This window comes from Micromonospora costi, from assembly GCF_003626655.1.
GTDB lineage: Bacteria > Actinomycetota > Actinomycetes > Mycobacteriales > Micromonosporaceae > Micromonospora > Micromonospora costi.
This window is the reverse complement of record NZ_RBAN01000003.1, coordinates 692,762-708,373: the sequence shown is the minus strand read 5'-3', so window position 1 is coordinate 708,373 and position 15,612 is coordinate 692,762. Positions and strand designations below refer to the sequence as shown.

The window sequence follows — 15,612 nt, the reverse complement described above, 5'->3', positions numbered from 1 at the left end:
CGCCGCCCGGCGCCGGCGGGGCCGCCGCCGCGCAGGATCAACGGGGGCCGGCGGTCGATGGAAGGACGCTTGTCGTGCCCAGGACCATGCCCAGCCGCCGTCGCGCCCGCGGCCCGCTGATCGCCCTGCTCGCCGCCGTCGCCCTGCTGCTCGGCGCCGGGGCGGTGCCCGCCTATGCGGAGCCGAACGAGGGCGGCAGCAAGAAGCTGCGCGACGCGCTGGAGGCCACCGCCCGGGCGCACATCGAGGCCAAGGCGAAGCTCGACAACTCCAAGCGCCGGCAGAAGCAGCTGACCACCGAGCTGACGACGCTCCAGGGGCGGGTCACCCAGCTCAGCGCCCAGGTCGGTGAGGTGGCCGCGCGTTCGTACCGGATGGGCCGGCTCACCCCGACGTCGATGCTGCTCAACACCGCCTCCCCGGAGGTCTTCCTGGAGCGGGCCGCCAACCTCGACCTGATGGCGCAGCGGGACGGCAAGCGGCTGCGCGAGCTCGGCGCCGCGCACGAGCAGGCGCAGCAGGCCAAGCTCGCCATCGACGCCGAGGTGCGGGAGCAGCAGAAGCAGCTCGCGGTGATCGCGAAGAAGAAGAAGGAGGCCGAGGCGGCCCTCGCCGAGGTCAGCTCGGGCGGCAGCGGCGGGTTCAGTGGCGGGAGTTCCACGTCGGCGAAGCCGGCGCCACGCAACTCGGACGGCTCGTGGCCGTCGGAGTCCTGCTCGGTGGACGACCCGACCACCTCCGGATGCATCACCCCGCGCACGCTCAACGCGCTCCAGCAGACCAAGGCGGCCGGCTACACGCGCTACGTCTCCTGCTACCGCAGCGGCGGCGACGGCGAGCACCCCAAGGGCCGCGCCTGCGACTTCTCGGCCGCCGCGGGCGGCTTCAAGGACGCGAACGCGACCGGTGGCGACAAGGCGTACGGCGACAGCCTGGCCGCCTGGCACGTCCGCAACGCCAACCGGCTCGGCGTGCTCTACGTGATCTGGTACCGGCAGATCTGGCATCCCGGCACGGGGTGGCGCTCCTACAGCGGCAGCGGCAGCCCGGCGGCGAGCCACACGAACCATGTTCATCTCTCGATGTACTGACCCACGGGCGCGGGTCGGCTGCGTACCATCGCGACGATGAGCGCCTTCCCGTCCGACGTCGCGGACCCGCCCGCGCCCCCCGCACCCGTACCCGGGCCCGGCCGCGCCCTGCCCAACGGGCTCGCCGCGTTCCTGGTCTTCTTCTCCAGCGGCGCCGTCCTCGTGCTGGAGACCGTCGCGCTGCGCCTCGTCGGCCCGTACGTCGGTGTCACGCTCCAGGTCACCAGCTCGGTGATCGGCATCGCGCTGGCCGCCATCGCGTACGGCGCGTGGACCGGCGGCTGGCTGGCCGACCGGCGCGACCCGCGCCCCCTGCTGGCACCCGCGCTGGTGCTCGCCGGCATCGCCACGGCCGTGACCCTGCCGGTCGTGCGGTACGCCGGCGAGGTGCTGCGCGGCGACGCGGCGAGCGCGATCCTGCTGCTCGTCGCGCTGGCCGTCTTCGTCCCGGCGGCGCTGCTCGCGGCGGTCACCCCGCTCGTGGTCAAGCTCCAGCTCGCCGACCTGCGCCGCACCGGCCAGGTCGTCGGCCGGCTCTCCGGCATCGGCACGCTCGGCGGCATCACCGCCACCCTGCTCACCGGCTTCGTGCTGGTGGCCGCGCTGCCCAGCACCGTGATTCTGCTCGCGCTCGCGGTGTCGCTCGGGGTCGCCGGCCTCGGCCTCGGCTGGTACCTGCACCGGCGAGCCGCCACCGACCTGCCCGGCGCGGGCCGGGCCAGGGCCGCGCTGGCCGTGCTCGGCCTGGTCGGCGCCGGGCTGACCACCGTGGCACCCAACCCGTGCGACGTCGAGACGGCTTACCACTGCGCGAAGGTGGAGGCCGACCCGGGCCGGCCGAGCGGGCGGACGCTGCTGCTCAACTCGGCGCAGCACTCGTACGTGGACCTGGCCGACCCGCGCCACCTGGAGTACGCGTACACGAAGTGGTTCGGCGCGGTCGCCGACGTGACCGCGCCCGCCGGCCGGCGGCTCGACGCGCTGCACCTGGGCGGCGGCGGCTTCACCATGCCGCGCTACCTGACCGCGACCCGGCCCGGCACCGACAACCTGGTCTTCGAGATCGACGGCGGGCTCATCGAGCTGGGCGAGCGGGAGCTGGGCGTACGCCAGGGCACCGACCTGCGCGCGGTGGCCGGCGACGCCCGGCTGCTGGTCGCCGCGGAGGCCACCGACAGCCGCGACCTCGTGGTGGGCGACGCCTTCGGGCACCTGGTGGTGCCCTGGCACCTGGCCACCCGGGAGATGGCCGCCGAGATCCGCCGGGTCACCCGCCCGGCCGGCGTCTACGTGCAGAACGTCATCGACTACCCGCCGCTGCGGTTCATCCGCAGCGAGCTGGCCACGGTCGGCGCGGAGTTCCGGCACGTGGCACTGATCGCGCCGCCCGAGGCGATCGCCGGCGAGCAGGGCTCCAACTTCGTGATCGTGGCCTCCGACGCGCCGCTGCCCCTCGACGCGGTGCGCGAGCGGCTGGCCGAGGTGGACTCCCGGGCGACCCTGATCGCGGACGCCGAGCTGGACGACTTCGTGGACGACGCGCTCGTGCTGACCGACGACTACGCGCCCGTGGACCAGCTGCTGGCCACCGCCTGAACGGGTGACTTGCCTGACCGATTTCGACCGCCGAGGTGTAGCCGTGGCGGGTCCGGGCAACAACCCCGACCATGGGTGCAGGGGACTGGAACGGCACGCCACCGCTCGGTGAGCGGTACCGGCTGATCGAGCAGCTCGGCGCGGGCGGCATGTCCGTGGTGTGGCGCGGCTACGACGAGGTGCTCGGCCGCCAGGTGGCGGTCAAGGTGCTGGCGTCCCGGCTGGCCGCCGACCGCGCCTTCCGGCACCGCATCCGGATCGAGGCGCAGGCCGCCGCGCGGCTCTGCCACCCGAACATCACCAACGTGTACGACTACGGCGAGGCCGAGCAGGGCGGCCTGACCGTCCCGTACGTCGTCATGGAGCTGATCGACGGCGGTTCGCTGAGCAGCCGCCTGGGCCGCGAGCGGCGGCTGCCCTGGCGGGAGGCCGTCACCATCGCCGCGGAGGTCGCCTCGGCGCTCGCCACCGCCCACGCCCGCGGTGTGGTGCACCGGGACGTCACCCCGGGCAACGTGATGCTCACGGCGACCGGCGTCAAGGTCGTCGACTTCGGCATCTCCGCACTGGTCGGGGAGAGCGAGAAGGGCTCGGACGGGGCGCTGCTCGGCACGCCCGCGTACCTCGCGCCCGAGCGGCTCGACAACGGCCAGGTCTCGCCCGCCACCGACGTGTACGCCGTCGGCCTGCTGCTCTACCGGATGCTCACGGGCCGGTTGCCCTGGCAGGCCAGCACCACCACCGAGATGCTGCGGGCCCACATGTACAGCGACCCGGAGCCCATGCCGGAGGTGCCGGGGCTGCCCGACGAGGTGGCCGACCTGGTGCGCCGCTGCCTGGCCAAGCGCCCCGAGGAGCGTCCGCCCACCGCCGAGCTGGCCCGTACGCTCGCGGACGCGGCCGGCGTGCTGGCCGTGGTGCCGGTCTCGCCGGCAGCCGGCGGCCCGGTGGACCCCGCCATGCTGGCCAGCGTCGGCACCACCATCCTGCCCTGGTCGGCGGAGACCGACGCCCTGCCGTTCTCGCGTACCCGTCAGCGGCGGTCGGGCGTCCGGCGCCGGAGCCTGGAGGCGGGCGCCGCGGCGGCCGGCCTGGTGGCGGTCACCGCCGCGCTGTGGGGGGTGACGGGACGCAGCCCGGCCGCCGGTGGGGTGGAGCAGCCGACCGAGGCCCGGATGGGGCTGGAGAAGCCGCCCGCGTGCCAGGTCACGTACGCGCTGCGCGCCGACTCGGGCAAGGACTTCAACGCCGACCTCACGCTGAAGAACACCGGCGACCGGGAGCTGCGCGACTGGACCATGAACTTCACCTATCCCGGGCAGCAGACGCTCACGACGTCGAACCCGGCGTCGGTGAGCCAGGAGGGGCGGACGGTGGTCGTACGGCCGCCCGCGGAGCGGGCCGCCCTGGCGCCCGGCGCCGCCGAGAAGGTCAGCCTGACCGGCCGGTACACGGGCGCGAACCCGCTGCCGGTCACGTTCACGGTCGGCGGCGAGCGCTGCGGGGTGCAGGTGTCCGGGGTAGCCGGTGCCGCGCCGAGCCCGGCCACCGGCAAGGCGACCACCGCCAAGGCCCCGGCCACGAAGGCGGCCCCGCCGCGCAGCGGCGGCGGGGCCGGCGGTCCCGGCGTGAAGGACAAGCCGGCCAAGCCCGAGAAGCCCGGCAAGGGGAAGGGCGCGGGTGGTGGCCCGGGAAAAGGGTGACGGGCGGTAAGGGCCACGGCAAGCGGTGAACGACGGCCGGTGCTCGTCCCCGCCGGCCGTTGCCCGTCCCCGCCGGCGTTGCCCGTCCCCGCCGGCGTTGCCCGTCCCCGCCGGCTTGCGGTTCGCGGCTCGCCTCAGCCCAGCTCGGCGAAGCCCTGAACCTGGGCGATGCTGCCCTCGACCACCAGCACGCTGCCCTCCTGGAGCACCGTCGAGTCCGAGGCGTACCGGAACGGCTCGCCCCGCGGCTTCGCGCCGAGCACGCGTACGCCGTACCGGTCGATGGGCCGTACCTGCGACAGCGCCTGCCCCACCAGCGACTGCGGCACCCGCACCTTGGCGATGGCGAAGTCGTCGCCGAACTCGACGAAGTCGAGCATCCGGGTCACGATCAGGTGGGCGACCCGCTCACCCGTCTCCGCCTCGGGAAAGATCACGTGGTGCGCGCCCACCGAGGAGAGGATCCGGGCGTGCTTCGACGAGGTGGCCCGCGCCCAGATCTGCGGCACACCGACCTCCACCAGGGCCAGCACGCTGAGCACGCTGGCCTCGACGGACGCGCCGATGGCCACCACGGCGCGCGGCAGGTCCGGGACTCCGATCTGGCGCAGCACGTCCTCCTCCGTGCTGTCGGCCTGCACCACCCGGTCGAGCCGGTCCGACCAGCGCTGCACGAGTTCCGCGTTGCGGTCGATCGCCATCACCTCGTGCCCGAGCCGGGTCAGTGACTCGGCCAGGTGGGCGCCGAACCGGCCCAGCCCGACCACTGCGACGCCGCCGTCGTCCGATCTTCTAGCCGACAATGGGTTGCTCCTCCGGGTATCGGTACCGCCGACGGCGGGTGTTGAGGGCGATGGCCGACCCGAGGGCGAGCGGGCCGACCCGGCCGATGAACATCAGGACGGTGAGCACGAGCTGGCCGCTTTCCGGCATCGACTGGGCCAGCCCGACCGTCAGGCCGGTGGTGCTGAACGCCGAGGTGACCTCGAAGAGGGCCTTGTAGAAGAGCGTGCGCTCGGTCAGCAGGATCACCGCCACGGTGCCGAGGGCGACGAGCGCGACGCTGAGCAGGGCCACGGTGACGGCCTGCCGCTGGGTGGCGTTGGCGACCCGCCGGTGCCCGACCGTGACGTCGGGTTCGCCGCGTAGTTCGGCCCAGATGACGAACGCGAGCAGGAAGAACGTCGACACCTTGATCCCGCCGGCGGTACTGGCGCTGCCACCGCCGATGAACATGAGCGCCACGAGCAGGGGATAGCTCTCCTCCTGGAGCGACTCGACGTTGATCACGTCGAAGCCACCGGTGCGGCTGAGCGCGGTCTGGGCGAAGGCGGCCAGCACCTTCCCGCCCATGCCGTACTGGCCGATGCTGAACGGGTTGGTCCACTCGGACAGGAGCAGCCAGAGGAACCCGGCGGCCAGCAACGCCACGCTGCCCCAGATGGTCACCTTCGTGGCGACCGTCCACAGCACGGGACGCCGCCACTCGCGGACCGCCTCGAACAACGCCGGGAAGCCGAGCCCGCCGATGATCGCGCCGAACGCCAGCGGCAGCGCCACCCACGGATCCTGGCCGAACGCCACCAGTCCGTCGGTGTAGAGGGCGAAGCCGCCGTTGTTGAACGCCTGCACGGAGTGGAAGACGCCGGACCAGAGCGCGTATCCGGGTGAGTAGTCGTACCCGAGCCAGAGCCGGCCGGCGACGATCGCGGTCATCACGGCCTCGCAGGCGAACACCGTGACGACGATCCGGCGCAGCAGGCGGGCCACGTCGCCCCTGCCGAACTCCTGGGTCTCCGCCTCCACGAGGAGCCGGTTGCGGAGCCCCAACTGGCGGGACACGGTCAGGATGACGAGCGCCGCGACGGAGAGGATGCCGAGGCCGCCCAGCTGGGTGAGCAGGGTGATGATCACCAGACCCCAGCCGGACCAGTAGTTCGGCGTGTCGTTGACGGCCATCCCGGTGACCGACACCGCGGACGTCGCCGTGAAGAGCGCGGTGACGAACGGCGGACGCTCGTACTGGACGGTCGTGGCGCGAATCATCAGTAGCCCGGTGCCGATCAGGATCGGCACCAGGAACCCGAACGGCACCAGGCGTACGGGATGACGGAAGATCCGGCGCACCAGACAATCTTCCTGTCGCACCGGTGCCGGCACGGCCGAACGCGCAATCCGGAGATTCACCTGTCGGCCAGTCCGCGACCAACTGCCGGTCAATCGAAGACGGTCTCCTGAGGCGGTTCCCCGACGACAGGAGACCGCGTTGCGACGTACCCTTTCCGCCCTCGGCGTGGCCGGGGCGCTGCTCGCCACCGCCGTGGCCGTGCCGACCATGGCCGCGTCGGCCGAACCGGCCGCCGACCGGTCGGCCTCCCGGGCCAGCGACCGGCCGCTCGTGATCGGCCACCGTGGCGCGAGCGGCTACCGGCCCGAGCACACCCTCGAGGCGTACCGGCTGGCGATCCGCATGGGCGCCGACTTCGTCGAGCCCGACCTGGTCTCGACAAAGGACGGCGTACTCGTGGCCCGCCACGAGAACGAGATCTCCGGGACCACCGACGTGTCGGCCCACCCGGAGTTCGCCACGCGCAAGGCGACCAAGACCATCGACGGTGTCGCCGTGACGGGCTGGTTCACCGAGGACTTCACCCTGGCCGAGCTGAAGACGCTGCGGGCCAAGGAGCGGCTGCCGCAGGTACGGGTCACCAACACGGCGTTCGACGGCAGGTTCGAGGTGCCGACCCTCCAGGAGGTCATCGACCTGGCCCGGAACGAGGGGCGGGCACGGGGCCGCACCATCGGCATCTACCCGGAGACCAAGCACCCGACCTACTTCGCCTCCATCGGGCTGGCGCTCGAGGAGCCACTCGTGACGGTGCTGCGGGCCAACAAGCTCACCCGCAAGAACTCGCCGGTCATCGTCCAGTCGTTCGAGACCGCCAACCTGCGCAAGCTGAACCGGATGATCGACGTCCGGCTGGCCCAGCTGCTCGACGCGGCCGGCCGCCCGTACGACTTCACCGTGGCCGGTGACGCCCGCACCTACCAGGACCTGGCCTCCGCCGCCGGGCTGAAGTGGATCGCCGGGTACGCCGACGGCATCGGCGCGAACAAGAACCTCATCGTGCCCCGCGACGCCGCCGGCAAGCTGCTCGCCCCGACCAACGTGGTGCGGGACGCGCACCGCGAGGGCCTCATCGTGCACGCGTGGACGTTCCGGGTGGAGAACCAGTTCCTGCCCGTGGACTTCCGCATCGGCACCGACCCGAACGCGCGCGGCGACATCACGAGCGAGTACGAGCTGTTCTTCCGCCTCGGCCTGGACGGCGTCTTCAGCGACCAGCCCGACACGGCCGTGGCCGCCCGCGCCAGCCTCGCCTGACACCCCGGGCCTCTCGCAGGCCGCTGGCCCGTCACCCAACCCCCCGGGTGACGGGCCAGCCCGTCTCCGCAGCCCTTCGTCCGGCCCCGCCGGCGATGATCCGCGCCGCTGGCGATGACCGCGTCGGCGATGACCGCGCAACTTCCCGGAAGTTGTGGCCTTCCATGCGCCGTGACACCACAACTTCCCGGAAGTTGTGTCCGACCGGCTCGCCACGGCTGCCGACACGCCGCGCGACGCTTCACATCCGTACGGTTGTTCGACACGATGGGCCGGTAGATCGAGAGGGGGGCGGCATGGCGGACAAGAGTGCCATCGAGTGGACGGAAGCAACCTGGAATCCCACCACCGGTTGCGATCGGATCTCGGCTGGCTGCGACAACTGCTACGCGATGACCCTGGCCAAGCGCTTGAAGGCCATGGGCTCGCCCAAGTACCAGGTCGACGGTGATGCGCGAACCTCAGGGCCCGGCTTCGGGGTGGCGTTGCATCCGGACGTGCTCGATGTCCCGAGGCGCTGGCGTGAGCCCCGCACCGTGTTCGTGAACTCGATGTCGGACCTGTTCCACGCGCGAGTTCCCCTGCATTACGTGCAGCAGGTCTTCGCAGTGATGCGCGAGACGCCGCGGCACACGTACCAGGTTCTCACCAAGCGTGCGACGCGACTCGCGAAGCTGGCACACCGGATCGACTGGCCGCCGAACGTCTGGATGGGAGTCAGCGTCGAGGACGACAGCCAGCGCGCACGTATCGACCAACTTAGGGAAGTGCCAGCGGCAGTGCGGTTCATCTCGGCAGAGCCGCTGCTTGGTCCCATCCCGAACCTCGACCTGAGCGGCGTCGACTGGTTGATCGCGGGCGGGGAATCCGGCCAAGGGTGTAGGCCGGTGGACCCAGACTGGGTTCGTGACCTGCAGGACCAGTGTCATCGAGCCGGAACGGCGTTTTTCTTCAAGCAATGGGGTGGTCGGACGCCCAAGGCGGGTGGCCGGCTTCTGGACGGCCGTACCTGGGACGAGATGCCGACGCCGCGCGCGTTCGCCGCAATGTCATGAGCGTCAGGTAGCCGACGGTCTCCACAAGACTTCCTTCCAGAAGTCGCCCGTACCTGGGTGGTTGATCAATTGCTGCCGATACAGCGACTTGACGGCTTGTCGAACATGGGGCGCCCACGCGTGCCCCAAGAGTTCCCCATATACGGAGGGCACACGGTCGACCAGCCGAAACGATCTGTCATCCGCCAGGATCCGCAGGATGTTGCTCTCGATCGTCCGCACCCAGCGCGGAGCGTTCTGCGCCTTGTACTGTTCCGGATCGAAGACGGGTCCTTCGCCGAACAACGTCTGCGGTCCTGCCTGGCCGCGGCGCATCTGTTCCTCCACCCATGCCTCTTCCCACTCCACGCCAGCCTTGCCCAGCGTGTCAGCGAAGTGCCAGGCACCTTCGCCGTGAGTCGTGAACAGTGCCAGGATGTACCTCGGCGCGAGATCGGGCCGGGGACGCACCGGCATTTCGATTGCCTGGTACTGAGTTCCCTCCGTCAGCCTCTCGGCGTAGCGACGAGCCACACGCAGGGCTACGTCAGTTGCGCTCTGCTCATCGCTCGGTTGCTGGACCTCCGAGAACAGACTGGTCCACCAGTCACCACCCAGAAAGCGGTTCAGCCGGGCTGCTGTCTTGCGGTCACTCTCCGACAGGCCGCCCCGCTGCTTCTGCGCTACCTGCACGGCGCGGCCCATTCGAGCCACAGAGGAGACGCTGAAGTGAAGGAGAACCTCGGTCGGAGGCCAGTTCGGCCTACCGAGTAGGCGATATTTGATCAGCTCGAAGTCAAGAGCAGGGCCGAAGGGGTCGAGGAAGGCGAAGAGCGAGGCGCCCTTGGCCCGAGCCAGCACTTCTGGTAGGTGCTCGTCAAGACTGCCTTGACGCAACTCGCGACGGACCGGTCCGCCCTTGGTGGCCAGTACCTCTTGCAGGTTGACGAAGTTGTCCGGGTCCTGCTCCACGAAGAACGCGAGCACGTCGCGGAAACCCTGCACGAACTCGGCACACCGGGAGAGCAGTAGCGGCGAGCCTGGTTCGCCACCCTCATACTCCCCGCGGCCTGCATAGCCGTCGAGGAAGACGATGGGATTTCCCTGGCCGGTCTTCGATGCGAAGACCACCGGGTATCGCTTGAGGATGCCGTGCTTCAGAACAGCAGCCGCCTTGCGTGACTTGAAGAAATCATCGTTGGCTGACATCGCACCTCCCCGCCGATCGCCAAGAGTGACGTGAAGGTAGCTTTACGTATGGGGCGTTGTCCGCCCCGCGGTGTACGCCCGGACTGCCTGCGTGTCACTGGCACTCGCCGTGACCAGCACCGCTGCAGCCGTGGGCTATCGACGGCTGAGGCTCTCTGTCCTTGATCTGACAACGAGGGCGGATTCAACGGTGCGGAGGAGCTCGATCTTGCAACCGCGCCGATCTTGCAACCGCGCCAGTGGACCCGGCACCGATAGGGGCCGGAGTATGGCGGCTCGCAGGTGCAGGATCAACGCGGTCGCCCGTGCCGCGTGAGGCCGCAGTCTTCCCTAGGTGGTGTCGCCCTCGGTCGTCCGGCGTCTGCCGGACGACGTCATGGACTCCCGCTGCCGGTGATGATCGGCGCAACTTCAGGGAAGTTGTGGCTTCCCACGCCTCGCGAGACCACAACTTCCCTGAAGTTGTGTCGATCTTGCCCGGTGGCCGGTGCGCGCCGCCCGACGAGGCCCTGCCGCGGCCTTCTCCGTGACGGGCGAGCCTGCTCTCGGGCGGGCGACCGTGACCGGCCCTGCGGCGACCATCGCGGTCGATGGCCGGAGCCGACACATGACCTTCGCCGATGACGGTGGCGGCGCCCATCGCGGCGTGGCGGAGGGGCGGGTATGGACGGGCCTCTGTAAGGCCAGGCCACCCCACTCCTGTTACTTGTGTGTTTCGACCACATAGCCCGTGGGTGACGTCACTTCTAGCGTGAGCCGACAATGAGTTCCCTCCCTCCGAGTCCTCACGTGGAGTCGCAATGACGGTCCGGACGACGCGGCGGGCGTTCCTCTCCGCCGCCACGATGATGGCCGCGGCCCTGGCCGCCACGGCCTGTGGCAGCCCGCAGGACACCGCCTCCGGCGGCGGCGACAGCGCCGCCCCGGTCAAGGTTGGCCTGGTGTACTCGCAGTCGGGTGCGCTGGCCAGTTACGGAAAGCAGTACATCGACGGTTTCAAGGCCGGCCTCGACTACGCGACCAAGGGCACCAACAAGGTCGGCGACCGGGCCATCGAGATCACCGAGGTCGACGACGCCGGTGACCCGGCGAAGGCGGTCTCCGCGGCCAAGGACCTCATCGGCAAGGGCGCCAAGATCATTGCCGGCTCCACGGCCTCCGGTGTGGCGCTCCAGGTCGCGCCGATCGCCGCGCAGAACAAGGTTCTCTTCATCTCCGGGCCGGCCGCGACCGACGCGGTGACCGGGGCGAACAAGTACACGTTCCGGTCCGGCCGCCAGTCGTACCAGGACGTGGTGACCGCGAAGTCGTTCATCGGGGACCCGGCCGGCAAGAAGGTCGTGGTCTTCGCCCAGGACGGCGCATTCGGTGACGCCAACGAGGCGGCCGTGAAGGCGGTCATCGGCAGCGCCGGCGCCACGGTGAGCAGCGTGCGGGCGCCGGCCAGCGCCACCGAGTTCACCCCGTTCGCCAGCCAGATCAAGGCCGCGAAGCCGGACCTGCTCTTCGTCGCCTGGGCGGGCACCACCGCCCCGGCCATGTGGCAGACCCTCGACCAGCAGGGCGTCCTCTCGTCCACCACGGTCGTCACGGGCCTCGACATCCGCGCCTCCTGGCCGACCTTCGGCGCGGCCGGTAGCAAGATCTCCTTCCTCTCGCACTACTTCGACGGGGCCAGCGACACCGAGGCCAGCAAGGCGCTGAAGGCGAAGGTCGGCACCGTCGACCTGTTCCACCCGGACGGCTTCGCGGCCGCGCAGATGGTCGTCCGCGCCGTGCAGGAGGGTGGCGACGACGTCGACAAGATGGTGACGGCCCTGGAGGGCTGGAAGTTCGACGGGGTCAAGGGCGCCATGACCATCCGCGCCGAGGACCACGCCCTGCTCCAGCCGATGTACCAGGCCAAGTTGACCGGCAGCGGCACCGAGTTCACGGCCAGCGCCCAGAAGAGCCTGACCGGCGACGAGACCGCGCCACCGGTCGTGGCCATGAAGGGCTGACCTGATGCTCGCCACCCGCGGTCTGACCTGGCGGATCGGTGAGGTCGCCATCGTCGACGGCGTCTACCTCGACCTGGCACCCGGTGAGTTCGTGGGCGTGATCGGGCCGAACGGCGCGGGCAAGACCTCGCTGTTCAACCTGATCACCGGCCTGCGCCGGGCCACGGAAGGTCGGGTGACTCTCGACGGGCAGGACATCACCGCCCTCCCGCCGCACCGCCGCGCCCGGCTCGGGCTCGGCCGTACCTTCCAGGCGTCGTCGGTCTTCGGCTCGCTGAGCGTGCGGGAGAACGTACGGCTCGCCGTGCAGGCGCACCGCGGGGGCTCGATGAAGCTGTGGCGGCGGGCGGCGGCCGACCGGGAGGTCGCCGCCGCCGCCGACGCGGCGCTCGACCGGGTCGGCCTCGCCCACCGGGGTACGGCGCTCGCCGGCACCCTGGCCCACGGTGAGAAGCGCAAGTTGGAGATCGCGCTGCTGCTCGCCGGCGAGCCGCGCGTCATGCTGCTCGACGAGCCGATGGCCGGCGTCAGCGCCGAGGACGTGCCGGAGCTGGTCGCGGTGATCCGCTCGCTGACCGGAGACAGCGGCCGGTCGGTGCTCATGGTGGAACACCACATGGACGTGATCCTGGAACTGGCGGACCGCATCGCCGTGATGCACCACGGGGCGCTGCTCGCCTGCGACACCCCGGAGACGGTGATGGCGAACCCCACGGTCCAGGAGGCCTACCTCGGGGAGTCGCTATGACGGAACCCGTCCTGACCGTCGAGGACCTGTCGGTCCGGATCGCCGGGCTGCACATCCTCCAGGGGGTGTCGTTCACGGTCGCGCCGACCGGCGTGACCGTGCTGCTCGGGCGCAACGGCGTCGGCAAGACCACCACGCTGCGCGCGGTCGTCGGGCTGACGCCGCGCAACGGGGAGGTGCGCGGCACGGTCCGCATGGGCGCGCAGAGCCTGCTCGCCCGCCCCACGTACCGGCTGGTCCGCGGCGGGCTCGGCTACGTGCCGGAGGACCGGTGCGTCTTCGCCGGCCTCACCGTGACGGAGAACCTGCGGCTCGCCGAACGGCGGGGCACCATCCCGGCGTACGACAAGGTCTATGCGCTCTTCCCGGAGCTGGAGCGGCGCGGACGGCAACGGGCCGGCTCGCTCTCCGGCGGTCAGCAGCAGATGCTCGCGATCGGCCGGGTGCTGCTCAACGACAACCGGTTGCTGCTGGTCGACGAGCCGACCAAGGGGCTGGCGCCCAAGGTCGTCACCGAGGTGGCCGAGGTGCTCGAACGCGTGGCGGAGTCCGTGCCGGTCCTGCTGGTCGAGCAGAACCTGGCCGTCGTCCGGCGGCTCGCGAAGGACGCCGTGGTGCTGGCCGCCGGCCAGGTCGCCTGGACCGGCGACGCGCAGGAGCTGCTGCTGGAGACGGCGCTGACGAAGTCGCTGCTGGGCGTGGGTACGGGCGAGCCGCACCACGCCTCGGGCCGGGCGGCGCCGGTGGGGAAGGACGCGCACTGATGGACACCGTGATCCTGCTGACGCTGACCGGGCTCGGTCTCGCGGCGCTCTACTTCCTGGTGGCCTCCGGGCTCTCGCTCGTCTTCGGCCTGGCCGACGTGCTCAACTTCGCGCACGGGCTCTTCCTCGGCGTCGGGGCGTACGCGACGTGGTGGGCGGCGGGCAACCTGCCGGGCGCCGGGTCGGACGGGTTCGGCTTCGTGCTCGCGGTCGCCTTCGGGGTGGCCGCCGGCACCCTCGTGGCCGTCCTCGTGGAGCTGGTGCTGATCCGCCCGCTCTACTCGCGCACCATCGAACAGGTGCTGGTCACCGTCGGTCTCTCGCTGGCCGGGGTGGCGTTGCTGCAGGCCACGTGGGGCGCCGACGCGCGGCCGTTCCCGCGTCCCGAGTGGACGCGGGGCGTGACCGGGATCCTCGGCGCGCAGGTGCCCAACGGCGGTCTGCTGCTGGTCATCGCCGCGGTCCTGGTGCTCGGCGCGCTGCTCGCGTTCCTCCAGTGGACCCGGTACGGGCTGGTGATCCGGGCCGGCGTGGAGAACCGGGAGATGGTGACGGCGCTCGGCATCGACGTCCGCAAGGCGTTCACCCTGGTCTTCGCGATCGGCGGGGCCGCCGCGGCGCTGGCCGGTGCGCTCGGTGGGGTCTACTTCGGCACCGTCTCGCCCGGGCAGGGCAGCTCCCTGCTGATCTTCGCGTTCATCGTGGTGGTGATCGGCGGAATGGGCTCGGTGGTGGGGTCCGCGTACGCGGCGGTCGCCGTCGGCCTGCTGCAACAGTTCGTCAACTACTACGGCACGTCCGGCCTGGGCGACATCTGCGTGGTCGGACTGCTGGCCGTGGTGCTGCTGCTGCGCCCGCAGGGCATCGCCGGAAAGGTGGCAACGGCATGACCGAGGTGAAGAGCCCCGAGGTACCCGCGCCGCCCGCGGCGGTGCCCGCCGAACTGACCTCGGAAAGGGGCCGGTGGCACCGGGTACGCCCGTACCTGCCGCTGGTCGTGCTGCTCGTCGCGGCGATCCTGCCGTACTCGACCGTGCAGCTGCCCGGGATCTTCGAGGGGCCGCTGAACTCGCCCGGCACCCTGCAACTGCTCGCCATCTGCCTGATCTTCGGTGGGCTCGCCGCCGGGTACGACCTGCTCTTCGGCCGGACCGGGATGCTCTCCTTCGGGCACGCGCTCTACTTCGCCGCCGGCGTGTACGGCACCGACGTCCTCATCACGAAGGCCGGGCTGCCGCTGTGGCAGGCGGCGCTGCTGACCATCAGCGGCGGGACGATCCTCGCGGCGCTGCTCGGTGCGGTGGCGCTGCGTACGGTCGGCATCGCGTTCGCCATGGTGACGCTGGCGTTCGCGCAGGTCGGGGCGATCCTGGTGGCCCGGGACTTCGGCGGGCTCACCGGCGGCGAGGAGGGCCTGCCGCTGGACGTGTCCGGGCTGCCCGCCGGGCTGGTCGGGGTGACCAACACGGTGAACCTCTACTGGCTGGCGCTCGCGTACCTGGCCCTGGTGGTGTTCGTCGTGCACCGCGTGAGCGGCTCGGCGACCGGGCGGGTGCTGGCCGGCCTGCGCGACGACGAGCGGCGCATCGGCGTGCTCGGCCTCGACCCGTACCGCTACAAGCTGGTGGCGTTCACCCTTGCCGGCGGTCTCGCGGCGAGCGGGGGAGTGGTCTACTGCCTGATCGTCGGCGGCGCGTCCCCGCACATCACGTCCTCGGAGCTGACCCTGTCGCTGCTGGTCATGGTGGTGCTGGGTGGGCCCGGCACGCGCTGGGGGCCGGTGCTCGGCGGCATCCTCTACATGTACCTGGACCACCGGCTCACCGCGTTCGGCGCCTCCGATGCGGTGGACTCGCTGCCCGCGGTGCTCAGCCGCCCGCTCTCCCAGCCGCTGTTCGTGCTCGGCACCATCTTCATCCTGGCGGTGTACTTCTTCCCGGGCGGCCTGGCCAGCCTCACCCCCCGCCTGACCCTGCTACGCCGCTCCCTGACCGGCGGGTCTTCCCGTCGATCATGAAGTTATTGTCACGACACGCCGTGCCGGCGGGCGATAACTTCATGATCGACGAGAGATCTCCGGGG

Annotated in this window: 13 protein-coding genes; 10 read left to right on the top strand and 3 right to left on the bottom strand. The window is 71.1% G+C overall.

Translation table 11 applies throughout. The features are described from left to right. The first annotated feature begins 86 nt into the window (after window positions 1-86). The 3 genes from D7193_RS19905 to D7193_RS19895 all read left to right on the top strand — a co-directional run bounded on the left by D7193_RS19905 (window position 87) and on the right by D7193_RS19895 (window position 4,390). The gene (locus D7193_RS19905) at window positions 87-1,091 is read left to right on the top strand and encodes a coiled-coil domain-containing protein (protein ID WP_174242700.1); all 1,005 of its coding nucleotides are present in this window, start codon (window positions 87-89) and stop codon (window positions 1,089-1,091) included. A 36-nt stretch (window positions 1,092-1,127) separates the two neighbouring features. Further along, window positions 1,128-2,687: a fused MFS/spermidine synthase gene (locus tag D7193_RS19900; protein ID WP_120781003.1), complete on the top strand. Its 1,560-nt coding sequence runs from the start codon at window positions 1,128-1,130 to the stop codon at window positions 2,685-2,687. Between the two features lie 71 nt (window positions 2,688-2,758). Beyond that, window positions 2,759-4,390, top strand: a complete 1,632-nt coding sequence (locus D7193_RS19895; protein ID WP_120781002.1) for a serine/threonine-protein kinase — start codon at window positions 2,759-2,761, stop codon at window positions 4,388-4,390. A gap of 134 nt (window positions 4,391-4,524) precedes the next feature. Here D7193_RS19895 and D7193_RS19890 read toward each other — a convergent pair whose 3' ends face one another. Both D7193_RS19890 and D7193_RS19885 read right to left on the bottom strand, forming a co-directional pair. Then, window positions 4,525-5,193 carry a potassium channel family protein gene (locus D7193_RS19890; protein ID WP_120781001.1) on the bottom strand — a complete coding sequence of 223 codons (669 nt, stop codon included), beginning with the start codon at window positions 5,191-5,193 and terminating at the stop codon, window positions 4,525-4,527. Beyond that, window positions 5,183-6,517 (bottom strand): TrkH family potassium uptake protein, encoded by a 1,335-nt coding sequence (locus D7193_RS19885; protein ID WP_120781000.1) that lies wholly within the window; start codon window positions 6,515-6,517, stop codon window positions 5,183-5,185. Before D7193_RS19885 ends, D7193_RS19890 begins: the two co-directional genes overlap by 11 nt. Before the next feature lie 139 nt (window positions 6,518-6,656). Here D7193_RS19885 and D7193_RS19880 point away from each other — a divergent pair, with 139 nt between their 5' ends. Both D7193_RS19880 and D7193_RS19875 read left to right on the top strand, forming a co-directional pair. Beyond that, window positions 6,657-7,775 (top strand): glycerophosphodiester phosphodiesterase, encoded by a 1,119-nt coding sequence (locus D7193_RS19880; RefSeq protein ID WP_120780999.1) that lies wholly within the window; start codon window positions 6,657-6,659, stop codon window positions 7,773-7,775. A gap of 296 nt (window positions 7,776-8,071) precedes the next feature. Continuing rightward, the gene (locus D7193_RS19875; RefSeq protein WP_120780998.1) at window positions 8,072-8,830 is read left to right on the top strand and encodes a DUF5131 family protein; all 759 of its coding nucleotides are present in this window, start codon (window positions 8,072-8,074) and stop codon (window positions 8,828-8,830) included. 3 nt (window positions 8,831-8,833) lie between these two features. On the opposite strand, the gene tcmP is transcribed toward D7193_RS19875, so the two are convergent. Then, entirely contained in the window at window positions 8,834-10,018 is a 1,185-nt protein-coding gene (tcmP, locus tag D7193_RS19870; RefSeq protein ID WP_120780997.1) for a three-Cys-motif partner protein TcmP, read from the bottom strand. Between the two features lie 800 nt (window positions 10,019-10,818). Between tcmP and D7193_RS19865 the strand changes: the two genes are divergently transcribed. The 5 genes from D7193_RS19865 to D7193_RS19845 are packed head-to-tail and all read left to right on the top strand — an operon-like array spanning window position 10,819 to window position 15,547. Further along, complete coding sequence (locus D7193_RS19865) at window positions 10,819-12,018, top strand: substrate-binding domain-containing protein (RefSeq protein WP_120780996.1); 1,200 nt, start codon at window positions 10,819-10,821, stop codon at window positions 12,016-12,018. A 4-nt stretch (window positions 12,019-12,022) separates the two neighbouring features. Further along, complete coding sequence (locus D7193_RS19860; protein WP_120780995.1) at window positions 12,023-12,766, top strand: ABC transporter ATP-binding protein; 744 nt, start codon at window positions 12,023-12,025, stop codon at window positions 12,764-12,766. Beyond that, window positions 12,763-13,530 (top strand): ABC transporter ATP-binding protein, encoded by a 768-nt coding sequence (locus D7193_RS19855; RefSeq protein ID WP_120780994.1) that lies wholly within the window; start codon window positions 12,763-12,765, stop codon window positions 13,528-13,530. Before D7193_RS19860 ends, D7193_RS19855 begins: the two co-directional genes overlap by 4 nt. Next, window positions 13,530-14,420 (top strand): branched-chain amino acid ABC transporter permease, encoded by an 891-nt coding sequence (locus D7193_RS19850; protein ID WP_120780993.1) that lies wholly within the window; start codon window positions 13,530-13,532, stop codon window positions 14,418-14,420. Before D7193_RS19855 ends, D7193_RS19850 begins: the two co-directional genes overlap by 1 nt. After that, a complete protein-coding gene (locus tag D7193_RS19845; protein WP_120780992.1) occupies window positions 14,417-15,547 on the top strand; it encodes a branched-chain amino acid ABC transporter permease in 1,131 nt (376 codons plus the stop codon). The genes D7193_RS19850 and D7193_RS19845 overlap by 4 nt, the downstream gene beginning before the upstream one ends. Window positions 15,548-15,612: the final 65 nt, after the last annotated feature.

Bases quoted from the DNA above. Each gene is read 5' to 3' on its own strand.
- D7193_RS19905 (WP_174242700.1), top strand. From the start codon at position 87: ATGCCCAGCCGCCGTCGCGCCCGCGGCCCGCTGATCGCCCTGCTCGCC.
- D7193_RS19900 (WP_120781003.1), top strand. From the start codon at position 1,128: ATGAGCGCCTTCCCGTCCGACGTCGCGGACCCGCCCGCGCCCCCCGCA.
- D7193_RS19895 (WP_120781002.1), top strand. From the start codon at position 2,759: ATGGGTGCAGGGGACTGGAACGGCACGCCACCGCTCGGTGAGCGGTAC.
- D7193_RS19875 (WP_120780998.1), top strand. From the start codon at position 8,072: ATGGCGGACAAGAGTGCCATCGAGTGGACGGAAGCAACCTGGAATCCC.
- tcmP (WP_120780997.1), bottom strand. From the start codon at position 10,018: ATGTCAGCCAACGATGATTTCTTCAAGTCACGCAAGGCGGCTGCTGTT.
- D7193_RS19865 (WP_120780996.1), top strand. From the start codon at position 10,819: ATGACGGTCCGGACGACGCGGCGGGCGTTCCTCTCCGCCGCCACGATG.
- D7193_RS19860 (WP_120780995.1), top strand. From the start codon at position 12,023: ATGCTCGCCACCCGCGGTCTGACCTGGCGGATCGGTGAGGTCGCCATC.
- D7193_RS19855 (WP_120780994.1), top strand. From the start codon at position 12,763: ATGACGGAACCCGTCCTGACCGTCGAGGACCTGTCGGTCCGGATCGCC.
- D7193_RS19850 (WP_120780993.1), top strand. From the start codon at position 13,530: ATGGACACCGTGATCCTGCTGACGCTGACCGGGCTCGGTCTCGCGGCG.
- D7193_RS19845 (WP_120780992.1), top strand. From the start codon at position 14,417: ATGACCGAGGTGAAGAGCCCCGAGGTACCCGCGCCGCCCGCGGCGGTG.